The sequence below is a fragment of the uncultured Capnocytophaga sp. genome (assembly GCF_937936315.1).
GTDB lineage: Bacteria > Bacteroidota > Bacteroidia > Flavobacteriales > Flavobacteriaceae > Capnocytophaga.
Genome location: NZ_CALGWU010000056.1, coordinates 57092 through 69794, shown reverse-complemented (window position 1 = coordinate 69794; position 12703 = coordinate 57092). Strand labels below are relative to the sequence as shown.

The 12703-nt window shown below is 39.5% G+C and carries 12 protein-coding genes and 1 tRNA gene; 12 read left to right on the top strand and 1 reads right to left on the bottom strand.

From position 1 onward, the window contains the following. The first annotated feature begins 4 nt into the window (after window positions 1-4). The 9 genes from Q0162_RS10500 (at window position 5) to Q0162_RS10460 (ending at window position 8596) form a co-directional block, all read left to right on the top strand. Window positions 5-982 (top strand): hypothetical protein, encoded by a 978-nt coding sequence (locus tag Q0162_RS10500; RefSeq protein WP_297891384.1) that lies wholly within the window; start codon window positions 5-7, stop codon window positions 980-982. A gap of 338 nt (window positions 983-1320) precedes the next feature. Beyond that, the gene (locus Q0162_RS10495; protein ID WP_297891381.1) at window positions 1321-2229 is read left to right on the top strand and encodes a wall associated protein; all 909 of its coding nucleotides are present in this window, start codon (window positions 1321-1323) and stop codon (window positions 2227-2229) included. 333 nt (window positions 2230-2562) lie between these two features. After that, window positions 2563-2967: a DoxX family protein gene (locus Q0162_RS10490; protein ID WP_297891378.1), complete on the top strand. Its 405-nt coding sequence runs from the start codon at window positions 2563-2565 to the stop codon at window positions 2965-2967. A 3-nt stretch (window positions 2968-2970) separates the two neighbouring features. Continuing rightward, complete coding sequence (gene hflX, locus Q0162_RS10485; protein WP_297891375.1) at window positions 2971-4176, top strand: GTPase HflX; 1206 nt, start codon at window positions 2971-2973, stop codon at window positions 4174-4176. Next, complete coding sequence (locus tag Q0162_RS10480; protein ID WP_297891372.1) at window positions 4157-4861, top strand: transporter; 705 nt, start codon at window positions 4157-4159, stop codon at window positions 4859-4861. Before hflX ends, Q0162_RS10480 begins: the two co-directional genes overlap by 20 nt. Before the next feature lie 220 nt (window positions 4862-5081). Further along, window positions 5082-6545 carry an NAD(P)H-hydrate dehydratase gene (locus Q0162_RS10475; RefSeq protein ID WP_297891369.1) on the top strand — a complete coding sequence of 488 codons (1464 nt, stop codon included), beginning with the start codon at window positions 5082-5084 and terminating at the stop codon, window positions 6543-6545. Window positions 6546-6623: 78 nt separating this feature from the next. Further along, the gene (locus Q0162_RS10470; RefSeq protein ID WP_126370811.1) at window positions 6624-7286 is read left to right on the top strand and encodes a carbonic anhydrase; all 663 of its coding nucleotides are present in this window, start codon (window positions 6624-6626) and stop codon (window positions 7284-7286) included. A 69-nt stretch (window positions 7287-7355) separates the two neighbouring features. After that, the gene (locus Q0162_RS10465; RefSeq protein WP_002678543.1) at window positions 7356-8267 is read left to right on the top strand and encodes an SPFH domain-containing protein; all 912 of its coding nucleotides are present in this window, start codon (window positions 7356-7358) and stop codon (window positions 8265-8267) included. Between the two features lie 255 nt (window positions 8268-8522). Further along, window positions 8523-8596 (top strand) — tRNA-Ile (locus tag Q0162_RS10460). 173 nt (window positions 8597-8769) lie between these two features. Here the strand turns inward: Q0162_RS10460 and Q0162_RS10455 are convergent. After that, window positions 8770-8985, bottom strand: coding sequence for a hypothetical protein (locus Q0162_RS10455; RefSeq protein ID WP_297891364.1), 216 nt, complete (start codon window positions 8983-8985; stop codon window positions 8770-8772). A 319-nt stretch (window positions 8986-9304) separates the two neighbouring features. On the opposite strand from Q0162_RS10455, the gene Q0162_RS10450 reads away from it, so the two are divergent. From Q0162_RS10450 to Q0162_RS10440, 3 genes are read left to right on the top strand one after another with little or no spacing between them, the layout of a single operon-like run. Continuing rightward, window positions 9305-10081 (top strand): type III pantothenate kinase, encoded by a 777-nt coding sequence (locus Q0162_RS10450; RefSeq protein ID WP_297891361.1) that lies wholly within the window; start codon window positions 9305-9307, stop codon window positions 10079-10081. After that, window positions 10074-11348, top strand: a complete 1275-nt coding sequence (locus tag Q0162_RS10445; protein WP_297891616.1) for an outer membrane protein transport protein — start codon at window positions 10074-10076, stop codon at window positions 11346-11348. The genes Q0162_RS10450 and Q0162_RS10445 overlap by 8 nt, the downstream gene beginning before the upstream one ends. 12 nt (window positions 11349-11360) lie before the next feature. Beyond that, entirely contained in the window at window positions 11361-12701 is a 1341-nt protein-coding gene (locus tag Q0162_RS10440) for a hypothetical protein (protein WP_297891358.1), read from the top strand. Window positions 12702-12703 lie beyond the last annotated feature (2 nt).

Genomic DNA, 12703 nt, shown 5'->3' with positions numbered 1-12703 from the left:
CATTATGAAGAAAATTTTATTCAGCCTTTTGGCAATTGCAGCTTTAGCAGCTTGTAGCAAAAGCGATGATGACAACAACAATAACGGCGGTGGAAACAATGGTAATGGTGGTACTACCTCAACTACTGTTACAAGCACCACACAAACCCCTACAGTGAAAGCAGAACGAATGATTTCCTTTGAGCGAGATGGGAGACACACCTATGAATCTGTAACTCACTATGAAAATGGAAAAATAACCTCTTTTTCTGATAGACGTCTAATAAACGACGTACAAACGGGAACTACTCAAATTTCTACTCTTAAATATGATGCTCAAGGGCGTATCCAAGAAAGAAAAGAAGCCCAAGAAGATGGTTCTATTGACAGAGAGAATAAAACAGAAACTTTCTTCTATGACGGCAGTGGTAATTTAGAGCGAAAAGAAATTACCTACCCTATGAAACTTAATGGGAATGGGACTATAGAGTACAAATACGAGAATGGTAAACTAAAACAATTTACCTATAAACAAAGTTTAAATAATGGGGAAAAACGTTATAAAACACAAATTTTCAATTACACTAATAACAGTATTACTGTAAATATAAAAGAGTATAACACCAATGCTCAAGAGGTTATAGAAGATAGTTCAGTAAGTACTTCTACAACCATCTATACCCTTTCTAATGGTAATGTTGTAAAAAAAGAAAAAACTCGAAAAGATGGAAAAACTATAACTACATTTAAGCACGACAATGCTAAAACAGTTTGGTCTTTAAGACCTTTTATTATTCAACCTGAGTATTTTGATGAAAATGATGTTAATAAGAATAATATTACATCTAAGGAGGTTATAAACACATATTCAGATAATGGACAGACTGACACTTATAAAAGCACTTATCGTTATGAATATGAATACACTCCTGAAGGCTATCCTAAAACTATAAAGGAATTTAGAAATGATACTTTAGAAGGCATCAAGGAATACGAATATTAATCCCCTTATAACCTCATACAAAACTGCCCCATCCCCGCGGGCAGTTTTTTTATCCCTACACTTTGCCAAAGGTGCGAGGAGCGAGCCGCACGGGCGGTTATGGGGTGCGAGCCGCACAAGCAAAAAACCTTGAAACATTCTATAACCCTGATAATCAATTACTTTTAGAGTATGTTATGTAGGGGCGTTTTGCAAACGCCCCCTTAATATAGAATTTTTGCCCCTCCTCTTTTCGTCATTCGTAACTCGTCATTCGTAACTATACTTTATTGCCCATCGTGCTACAACTTCGTAATTTTTTACTATCTTTGCCGCATAATTATAAATCTTATAGCATTATGAAGAGAATTTTATTGAGCCTTTTGGCTGTGACTACACTTATAGGATGTGGCAAAAACGATGATAATACTAGTGGTGATGGTGGAGGAAACAATGGTAATAACTCTACTTCAATAGAAAAGTTAGTTAAGAAAATTACCAAAAAAGACAGTGATGGGAATCTTATTGAAGTTACTACCATTGATTTTAAAGAGCAGAAACCTACTACTCAATCAGTAGTAAGGTACAACAACGGAGTCCAAACAGGTACTACTCAAGTTACTACTTTTACTTATGAAGGTAATTTCGTTGCTAAAATAAAAAGAGAAGGTGCGGGAGGAGATAACTACGAGAAAAAAATCTCTTATGAAAATGGAAAAGTATCTACCGTAGTAGAGAAATATGTAAGAGATAGTCATGCTTATACACTTAAATATAGTTATATAGGAAATCAACTCATAAATGTACTAGAAACTATCCCTACTAATTTATCTATAAATGGCAGTATACAAAGTGGTACATTTTGTAAAGAATCTCAATATAACTACAATGGCAATATAGTTACCAAAATAAAAATTTCCTATGAAAAGGATAAAGATGGAAAAGTGGTAAATGGATCAACCTTCACAGGAACTACAACTACATATACTTTTTCTAATGAAAATATAGTTAAAGATGACAACGGAGAAGATATTGATGAATATAAGTACGATACTCAGCACAATCCCTTACGTTATGGTAATTTAGATCCTGAAGCTCTTTTTTACCCACAGAGATCTAAAAATAATTTATTAGAAAGTTCTACTACAAGAAATGGTACAAAAACTACTTTTTCTTATAAATATACCTATAATAAAGAAGGCTATCCCCTCACTGTAAAACACTATGAAAACAATCAATTAGTTGGCACTACCGAATACGAATATTAATCCCCTACAACCTCATACAAAACTGCCCCATCCCCGCGGGCAGTTTTTTTATCCCTATACTTTGCCAAAGGTGCGAGGAGCGAGCCGCATAGGCAAAAAACTTTGCCAAAAGTGCGAGCCGCACAGGCAAAAAACTTTGAAATATTCTATAAACGTGATAATCAATCACTTTTAGTCACATTGTAGGGGCGTTTTGCAAACGCCCCCTTAATATAGAATTTTTGGAATCCCCTCTTTTAATTGCCCATTATGCTACGACTTCGTCATTCGTAATTCGTAACTCGTAATTTTTTACTATCTTTGCCTCCATAAACTTAAAAATACCTCCATTTTATGAAAAATAGAGATTTAGGATTACTCTTTTTGCGCCTTACTGTAGGCTTATTGATGATTCCTCACGGCATCAACAAACTATTGCACCCCGATGCTTTTGGTTATATCGAAAGTACTTTAGATGCTAAAAACCTCCCTACTTTCATAGCCTATGGCGTGTTCATTGGCGAAATTGTAGCGCCCCTACTCATCGTTTTAGGATTCCGCTCGCGTTTGGCAGCTCTCGTGATGTTCCTCAACGGACTGGCAACGCTCTACTTAGCCTATTCCGATAAACTCTCTGCCCTTAACCAATACGGAGGTTGGGCGCCCGAATTGCCCGCCTTGTTCTTCTTAGGCGCCTTGGCTTTATTCTTTACCGGAGGGGGCAAATATGCTCTTTCTACTCGCAATAAATGGGATTAACAAATGTTAGAACAAATCAATCTTACTTACGAGAAAGTTGTACTCGTAGGGATTATCAATCAATTACAAACAGAAGAAAAATCTAAAGAATACCTCGACGAACTCGAATTTCTTACCTATACCGCCGGCGGTGAAGTGCTCAAACGCTTCACCCAAAAGCTTGATGTGCCTAACCCTAAAACATTCATCGGCACCGGTAAAATGGAAGAAGTACAGCAATTTGTTGAAGAAAATGAGGTAGGAACGGTTATCTTCGACGATGAGCTTACGCCTGCTCAACAGAAAAACATCGAGCGCATTCTCAAAGCTAAAATATTAGACCGTACAGGTCTCATTTTGGATATCTTTGCCCAGCGCGCCCAAACCAGCTACTCACGCACTCAGGTGGAACTCGCTCAGTACGAATACCTCTTGCCACGCCTTACAGGGCTATGGACGCACCTCGAACGCCAGCGTGGGGGTATCGGGATGCGCGGACCTGGTGAAACCGAAATCGAAACCGACCGCCGTATCGTGCGTGACCGTATTGCCCTGCTCAAAAAGAAACTCTCCGCTATCGATAAACAAATGGCTACCCAGCGCAGCAACCGCGGGGCATTAGTGCGTGTAGCGCTCATCGGTTATACCAATGTAGGCAAATCTACCCTAATGAACGTGATTAGCAAAAGTGAAGTCTTTGCCGAAAACAAACTCTTTGCTACGCTCGACACCACTGTCCGCAAGGTCGTGATTGAGAACCTGCCTTTCTTGCTCAGCGATACCGTAGGGTTCATTCGCAAACTGCCTACCCAGCTTATCGAGTCGTTCAAAAGTACCCTCGACGAGGTGCGCGAAGCCGATTTGCTATTGCACGTAGTAGATATCTCGCACCCTAATTTTGAGGAACATATCCAATCAGTAAACCAAATATTAGCCGAAATTCACAGCGCCGATAAACCTACCATTATGGTATTCAATAAAATCGACGCTTATACAAACGAAGAAATTGCCGAAGACGATTTGGCTACCCAGCGCACTACAAAACACTTCACCCTTGAAGAATGGAAACAAACTTGGATGCAGCGAATGGGACGTGATGTATTGTTTATTTCAGCTCTCAACAAAAACAATCTCGAAGAATTCCGTGAGGTAGTATACGAAAAAGTGAAGGAGATACACATCACCCGCTTCCCTTTTAATAATTTCCTATATGAAAAATTCGAAGAATAACCTTTTTTTACTCCTTTTGTGCTTGTGTTGCTCATCTTTGGCTATTGCCCAAAACGATGAAACTATCAACACCGATCGCCCCGACCAAAGTGAAGGGGTGTACACGCTACCCAAAGGTCAGTTTCAAATAGAAAACGGATATGTTTTCAGCAAAGAAGATAGCAGTGCAAATCTAATGTTGCGCTACGGACTTATCACTAACACTGAAATCCGCTTAGAAGGCGATTTCGACCTCCGTACCCCCGATTTTAGCAGTACTACCTTCAGCGTAAAACAACGTTTATACGAATCCGAACAGCGTTTTATCCCCTCTGTAGGACTCATTGGCTATGGACAATACAGCAAAACAGATGCTAAAGCCTATACTTTCGATGCTTGCTTAGCGTTCGAGAGTTCCCTCACCAATGTGCTTTCATTAGCTTATTGCGCTAGTAGTTCTGGACAATTTGAAAATTTGGATGTTACCGCCCAAATCAATTATGTCCCTACTAACAATAAGTTTTGGACTTTTGTAGAATATTACGCCTCTTATAATGGTACGCGTGCTCCTGAGCACAATATCAACGCAGGTTTTGCCTATCTCCTCACCCCTACCCTACAGTTAGACATCAGTAGCGGACGTACATTGTGGCAAGACGAACCGCAATATTTCATAGGAGCAGGTTTTGGACTTTTAATTAGGTAAAATCTAAGAGTATTCTCCACAAGAGATTACAAAAAAAGTCTCAAAATCACCTTTGCATCGCAAACTTTGTCAAAGTCCTAGTACTTTGACAAAGTTAACTAATTGATTGTTAAAATAATTATTTACAACCAACTCATATTAATTATCGGAGAAATTCTGATACTTCAGAGTCTTTCCTCTCAACAAAAAAACCAACAATAAAAACACCTCTTACCTAAAAATGAAAATCCTTAGCTCTCAACAACTACGTGATGCCGATGCCCAAACCCTCACTGCCCAAAATATCTCCTCTTGGCAACTGATGGAACGCGCTGCTACAAAACTTTTCGATTGGATAAAACAACACTGCTCTAAAAAAGAAACTTTTACCATATTAGCCGGCACAGGTAACAATGGTGGCGACGGACTTGCCTTAGCGCGTATGCTCTCTGCCGATGGTTGGCACGTAACTACTTATTTATTGCGCTTTAGCGACCACCTCTCCCCCGATTGCCAGGAAAACAAAACACTCTTAGAAGAACAAGGTATTACCATAACCGAAATACAAGCCGAACAAGCCTCTCAAATCTCCTTTGCAAAGGTAGTAATCGATGCTGTTTTTGGCATTGGGCTCTCCCGTCCAGTCCCTATTTGGCTACAACAAATTTTTCAACAACTCAACGATTCCAATAGCTATATTATAAGTGTAGATATGCCTTCAGGGCTCCCTACCGACCGCATTCCTTCACCCGAGGAAATTTGGGTACACCCTCACCAGCTGCTCACCTTCCAAACCCCTAAACTCCCCTTTTTACTACCTTCCACAGGAAAGTATATCCCTCATTGGGAAGTGCTTGATATAGGTTTAGATACCCACTTCTTAAACACCCTGCAACCCGATTACTACTACCTCGAACCCGATATACTGCAATTGCAACGAAAACGACCAAAATTCTCACACAAAGGTACTTACGGTCACGCTTTGCTCGTAGGTGGTAGTTATGGCAAGATGGGCGCAGTAGTACTCAGTGGTACAGCTGCTTTGCGCACAGGCGTAGGGTTACTCACTGTGGCTATCCCCGAATGTGGCTATACAATATTACAAACTGCCCTGCCCGAGGCAATGGTACTCACCTGCGACGAGGCAAAACACTACAAGGCTATGGAAATTCCTTTTGCACCCTCGGCTATAGGTGTAGGCGTAGGTTGGGGCACTCACCCCGATACGGCTAACGCACTGTTCAGTCTGTTGCAACAATACCCCGATACGCCTTTTGTCATCGATGCCGATGCCCTGAACATTCTATCTCAACACCCCGAAAAATTAGCTTTATTGCCCAAAAATGCAATCCTCACTCCTCATCCTAAGGAATTAGAACGACTTATCGGCAAATGGCACGACGATTTGCACAAACTTGCCAAAGCTAAAGATTTTGCCAAAGAGCACAAAGTACTCCTCCTTATCAAAGGAGCTCACACAATGATTACCAATGGCGAGCATTATTGGGTGAACAGCACCGGTAATGCAGGAATGGCAACAGCAGGCAGTGGAGATGTGCTCACCGGTATGATCACCAGCTTGCTCGCTCAGGGCTATAGCGCCATAGAAGCCGCCTGTTTAGGAGTATACCTCCACGGACTACGAGGAGATGAAGCCGCTAAAAAAGAAGGAATGTCACGCCTCATCGCAAGAGATTTATGCTAAATTTCTGATTGCTAAGCTAACTAATTAACAAATTATTCTTACCTTTGCCTCCACAACCTATAACCTGTCACCTAATTTATGCCTACATACAAAAAAATATTCGAAAACAACCGCGAATGGGTAAAACGCCGCAAAGAAGGCGACCCTCATTTCTTTGAAAAACTCGCTGAAGACCAAACCCCCGATTATCTCTACATCGGCTGCTCCGATAGCCGTGTAGCCGCCGAAGAATTAATGGGCGTCGGCCCCGGCAAAGTATTCGTACACCGCAATATCGCCAATGTGGTAAACACCCTCGATATGAGTTCTACCGCTGTTATTCAATACGCCGTATCACACTTGCAGGTAAAACACATCATCGTATGCGGTCACTACGATTGCGGAGGTGTGAAAGCCGCTATGCAAGCTAAGGACTACGGCCTGCTAAACCCTTGGTTGCGAACCATCCGCGATGTATATCGCTTACATCACGCCGAACTCGATGCCATTACCGATATCGACCAGCGTCACCGCCGTTTGGTAGAACTCAACGTCGAAGAACAATGCCTTAATGTAACCAAAATGGCTGTCGTGCAAGAAAGTTATATAAAAAACAAATTCCCTGCTGTTCACGGTTGGGTATTCGATATAAAATCGGGTAATCTCATAGACCTCAATCTCGATTTCGAAGGATTCCTTCACAAAATCCAAAAAATCTACGACCTTACAGGTGAAGAATGGTACACCCTAATTAAAAAATAACAAATTTGCTAATTTGCTAATTAATTTATATCTTTGTGCCGTATAACAACCTAAAATATTTTTTTTATTATGTCTTACTTATTTTACATCCTAATCTTTTTTGCATTAGTATTTTTGCTCTCTACTTTCTTTACAGTGCGCCAACAAACCGCCGTATCAATAGAGCGTTTCGGTAAATTTGAAAGCATTCGCCATTCGGGTTTACAAATGAAAATACCTATTATCGATAAAGTAGCGGCACGCATCAGCCTTAAAATCCAGCAACTTGATGTGATTGTAGAAACCAAAACTTTAGACGATGTATTCGTAAAAATCAAAGTGTCGGTGCAATTCGTCGTTATCAAAGAAAAGGTATACGATGCCATCTATAAGCTCGAATACCCTCACGATCAGATTACCAGCTATGTGTTCGACGTGGTTCGTGCCGAAGTACCTAAAATGAAGTTGGACGATGTATTCGTGAAGAAAGACGACATCGCTATCGCTGTTAAACGCGAAGTTCAAGAGTCTATGGAAACTTATGGTTACGACATCATCAAAACTTTGGTTACCGATATCGACCCCGATGCCCAAGTAAAAGCAGCGATGAACCGCATCAACGCCGCCGAACGCGAAAAAGTAGCCGCTCAATACGAAGGGGATGCACAACGTATCCTCATCGTTGAAAAAGCTAAAGCTGAAGCCGAAAGCAAACGCCTCCAAGGTCAAGGTATCGCCGACCAGCGTCGTGAAATAGCACGCGGATTGGTAGAAAGCGTCGATGTACTCCAAAAAGTAGGCGTTAGCTCTCAAGAAGCCTCTGCTCTTATTGTCGTTACACAACATTATGACACCCTCCAAGCTGTCGGTCAGCAAACCAAGAGCAACCTCATTTTGTTGCCTAACTCACCCGAAGCAGGTACTGAAATGCTCAACAATATGATTACTTCTTTCACTGCTTCAGCTCAAATAACCGAGAGTTTGAAGAAAAAATCCGAATAATCAAAAAAAATTATATGTTCATAAAAAGAAAAGTCCCTTTCTCATAAAGAAAAGGACTTTTTCTATTTAACACCATTTGCATCCCTACGAGGCTGTCCAAAAAGTCTCAAAATCACTTTTGCATCCCTACACTTTGCCAAAGTTTTTTGTTATACCTCCCATCACTCCCACTACTCCCATCTATAATTTTTCCTAAAAAAATTTGCACAATTCAAATATTAGTACTACTTTTGCCGCGTCTTGTAAAAAAGGACTGGTCTCATAGCTCAGTCGGTTAGAGCATCTGACTCATAATCAGAGGGTCGTTGGTTCGAGCCCAACTGGGACCACAAAAAAGCCTTGAAAGTGATTGCACTTTCAAGGCTTTTTCAATTAACATTTAATAATTGATTGTTTAACGTCAATTCAATACATAAGTCACTGAAATCCATAAACACTTATACTTTAAATATCTGTTTCTAAGAACGACGTAACTCCCAAAAAATCTATTAAAAATGTTAGTTTACCTTCCTTCTTTATGAGTTTTCTCCTTAGGCTCTTTAGCAAACAACTGCTCTAATACCAATATCCCTATAACTGAACCAAAGGCAATAGGAAGATTTTCAGAAATAGAATCTTCATTGAAATAAGTTTCCCTAGAATAGAAAAAAAATACATCTAACAAAAAATACATCACTATAGCAAGTGAAACGAGAATGGTTAGCGGACAAGTCTTCATAGTGTGAAAAATTAATAAAATGTTAATGTTTTTTGAATTTATCCTTTTAAAAATGTTATATTCCTCTTTATAAGTTTATTATCCTCTGATAACACTTGAGTAGTAAATTTCTTATATTTCGTTATTTTTCTAAATCACGCAGCAAAAGTACAAAATAATTAACAAACGCAAATAATATTTAACATTTTTTTACTATGTTAAATAAAATTCTTTATTAAAAATATTTAAAATAAGTATCTCACGTCTTTTGAAATAAGGATTTTTCCCCAATTGGCACTTTTTTTGATATAAGTTTTCTTCAGTAAATAAAATCTTTTTTATGAACCTCATTATCGATCAGGGGAATACTGCTGTAAAAGTAGCGCTTTTCAAAAAGCAAGAACTTGTATTCTTTAATACTTACAGCGCCGAAGATTTTCAGCAACAATTGCTGAAAGAAGTCGATTTTAATGAGGTACAACAAGTGATGATAGCCTCAGTGGTAACAGGTGCCGAAACGCGTTTCAGCTTTTTAAAAAATCATATACCCCACGTGGTTTTCGCTTCAAGCACAATGCCTTTGCCTTTTCTAAATAAATATGCTACTCCTCAAACCTTAGGTGTCGACCGTTTGGCTTTAATCGCTGGAGCGATACGGCTTTTTTCTAATCGCAACACACTGGTAATCAGCGCAGGTACTTGCATCACTTTTGATGTGGTTACCCAAAGAAAAGAATACCTCGGCGGTGCTATTGCCCCAGGAATTGCTATGCGACTAAAAGCAATGCATCAATTCACCTCCAAACTACCACTTTTAGAACAACAAGATTTTGATACCGAACAGTTTATAGGCAATACTACCGAGAGTTGTATGCTTTCAGGGGTCTATAACAATGTGGTGCGAGAAATAGAAGGTGTCATATCACAATACGAGGAAAAATTTGCCGATTTAGCGGTAATACTCACCGGAGGTAATCAAAAATATTTGCAAGAAAGAATAAAAAAACCGATATTTGCCAGCTCATTTGTGTTGCTCGAAGGGCTGAATAGTATTTTAGAATACCAAAAAGAAATGCAACACTCTATAAATGGACAGTTTAAACAATATGATGAATAGAAAGTTAACCACTCTTATTATCGCTTTATTTACAGCTACTTACGTTGCTTTTTCTCAAAAAACAACCGAATCCCCCTATTCCTTTTATGGCATAGGTGAACAAAATTTTGGAGGAATTGCCGAAGAAAGTGCTATGGGAGGTATCGGTATTTATGCCGATAGTACTCGCGTGAATATCCAAAATCCTGCAGCTCTTTCTCAGCTGAAATTTACCGCTTTTTCCGCCGGTTTTACAATGCAACATAAAAATATTGTTACAAATAACACAAAACTCAACACCCAATCTTCCTCTTTCAACTACTTTACCCTTGGATTCCCCGTCCTCGAAAAATTAGGAGTCTCTTTCGGTTTAGTGCCCTACTCTTCCGTAGGTTACAAAATTAAAAACACTAAAAACAACCGATTATACCAGTATGAAGGTTCCGGAAACGTAAACCAATTCTTCCTTTCTGCTGGCTATCAAATATATGCTGGACTCAGCCTAGGCGCTTCTTTCCGATATCACTTTGGCGCTATTAGTATGACCGACCTATATCAGCAAAACAACATCGAATTCTATACCCAAGAATTCAGTAAATCCCACCTTAATGGTGGTGCTTTCAATATCGGCCTATACTACGAGGAAACCCTAAAACATCGTTTGAGATTGTACACCTCTTTAGTCTACACCCCGCAAAGCTCCATATCTTCCGATAACCAACGCAATATCTCTACCCTTAGCTACGTGGCTTCCTCTAGAACTGGATCTCAACTCACTACCCGCGAAATTAGAACCCTAGAATTAGAAAGTACCGGACTCAAAAATACAAAAATCAACTTGCCCACTCAAATAGAATTTGGATTAGGACTAGGTGAACACCAAAAATGGTTCACCGGATTAGAATATACATATACCAATAATAGTAAATTCTCTAACCCTTTCCTTTCTACTACAAATGTAAGTTATAAAGATAGCTACAAAATAGCTCTAGGAGGATTTTGGATCCCTAACTATAACTCCTTCTCAAGCTATTGGAAAAGAGTTACATATAGAGCCGGAATAGAATACGAAAATACCGGAATTGTACTAAATGGTCAAAATATCAATTACTTTGGCACGTCTTTTGGACTTAGTCTCCCTGTAAAAGGTTTTTCTAACCTTACTCTCGTAGGTCAATATGGCAAACGTGGTACCACCTCTGCCAACTTGATAAAAGAAAATGAGTTTAACCTAAAAATAGGATTCACTTTAAATGATAAGTGGTTCCAACGAACAAAGTATCAATAAAAACAAACAAGAATGAGAAGAAGAATTTTATTAGCCACAGTGGTTGCAGGTTTTTTCTTTGCAACTCAAGCCGAAGCTCAGAACTGTAATACTCCTGAGCTCACTCAGAAACTTTCGATATTTAGCGAGTATGCTAAAGCGAAAAACTACAAAGAAGCGTATCCTATTTGGAAAGAAGTATATACTCAATGTCCTACTCTACACTATGCTACCTTTGCTTATGGTGAACGCATCTTGCAGGACAAAATTAGAACTAGTAATGGTGCTGAAAAAACACAATTTGTAAAAGAATTGTTGCAAATGTACACTGATTACAACAAGTATTTCGCTTCGCGTTTCAACGCTACCGAAATGCGCATCCGTCAAGCTCTTTTGATGTTCGACGAAAAAGCTGGCTCTGAACAAGAAATCTATGACCTCTTGCACAAAGCTTTCACTGAGGGCAAAAACGATTTCAAAAACGAAAAAGCCTTATACTTGTATTTCTCCGAATTGGTTGCTTTGCACGAAAAAGGACAAAAAGAATTACAAGAAGTGTTTGATGCCTACGATAACATTTCAGATAAAATCCAAGATGAGAAAAACGAACTTTCTGAAGTTATCAACAAGTACTTAGCTCAAGAAGAAGCTGGAACTATCAGTGAGAAAGACAAAAAATTGCTCGAAGCAAACCGCAAACGCGTAGATAACTACGAAACTATTGCCGAAAGTATCGATGCTAAATTAGGTCAGCTTGCCGATTGTAACAACCTCATCCCTCTTTACACTAAGAACTATGAGGCTAACAAAACTAACGAAGAATGGTTGCGCCGTGCCGCTGGTAAAATGTCCGATAAAGATTGTACTAAAGACCCTCTTTTCGTGAAGATAGTAACTTCATTGCACCAAGTAAAACCATCAGCAAACTCTGCTTACTACTTAGGGGTGATGAACGACAAATCTGGTAACTCTGCTAAAGCTATGCAGTACTACAACGAGGCGGTAAATCTTGAGACCGACAACTTTAAGAAGTCTAAACTCCTCATCCGTATCGCTTCTAAACACAGCAAAGCTAGCGCTGTTGCCTATGCACAAAAAGCGCTTACTTACAACCCTTCAAACTCTGATGCTTATCGTATTATGGCTCACGCCTATGCAAGTTCAGCTAACGAATGCGGTAGCACTTCATTTGAAAAAAGAGCTGTATACTGGTTAGCTGCCAAAACTGCTCGCAAAGGTGGTTTGGAAAGTTTAGCAGCTCGTTACGATGCTTTAGCTCCGTCTAAAGTAGATGTGTTCGAATCTGGATTAGCAGGGAAAACCGTTACCCTCAAATGCTGGATAGGACAATCAGTAGTAGTGCCACGTTTGTAATG

What these genes read in the sequence shown, in the direction of transcription:
- Q0162_RS10450 (WP_297891361.1), top strand. Translation starts at nt 9,305, where the DNA reads ATGAACCTCATTATCGATCAGGGGAATACTGCTGTAAAAGTAGCGCTT.
- hflX (WP_297891375.1), top strand. Translation starts at nt 2,971, where the DNA reads ATGTTAGAACAAATCAATCTTACTTACGAGAAAGTTGTACTCGTAGGG.
- Q0162_RS10495 (WP_297891381.1), top strand. Translation starts at nt 1,321, where the DNA reads ATGAAGAGAATTTTATTGAGCCTTTTGGCTGTGACTACACTTATAGGA.
- Q0162_RS10500 (WP_297891384.1), top strand. Translation starts at nt 5, where the DNA reads ATGAAGAAAATTTTATTCAGCCTTTTGGCAATTGCAGCTTTAGCAGCT.
- Q0162_RS10445 (WP_297891616.1), top strand. Translation starts at nt 10,074, where the DNA reads ATGAATAGAAAGTTAACCACTCTTATTATCGCTTTATTTACAGCTACT.
- Q0162_RS10480 (WP_297891372.1), top strand. Translation starts at nt 4,157, where the DNA reads ATGAAAAATTCGAAGAATAACCTTTTTTTACTCCTTTTGTGCTTGTGT.
- Q0162_RS10470 (WP_126370811.1), top strand. Translation starts at nt 6,624, where the DNA reads ATGCCTACATACAAAAAAATATTCGAAAACAACCGCGAATGGGTAAAA.
- Q0162_RS10440 (WP_297891358.1), top strand. Translation starts at nt 11,361, where the DNA reads ATGAGAAGAAGAATTTTATTAGCCACAGTGGTTGCAGGTTTTTTCTTT.
- Q0162_RS10455 (WP_297891364.1), bottom strand. Translation starts at nt 8,985, where the DNA reads ATGAAGACTTGTCCGCTAACCATTCTCGTTTCACTTGCTATAGTGATG.
- Q0162_RS10465 (WP_002678543.1), top strand. Translation starts at nt 7,356, where the DNA reads ATGTCTTACTTATTTTACATCCTAATCTTTTTTGCATTAGTATTTTTG.
- Q0162_RS10475 (WP_297891369.1), top strand. Translation starts at nt 5,082, where the DNA reads ATGAAAATCCTTAGCTCTCAACAACTACGTGATGCCGATGCCCAAACC.
- Q0162_RS10490 (WP_297891378.1), top strand. Translation starts at nt 2,563, where the DNA reads ATGAAAAATAGAGATTTAGGATTACTCTTTTTGCGCCTTACTGTAGGC.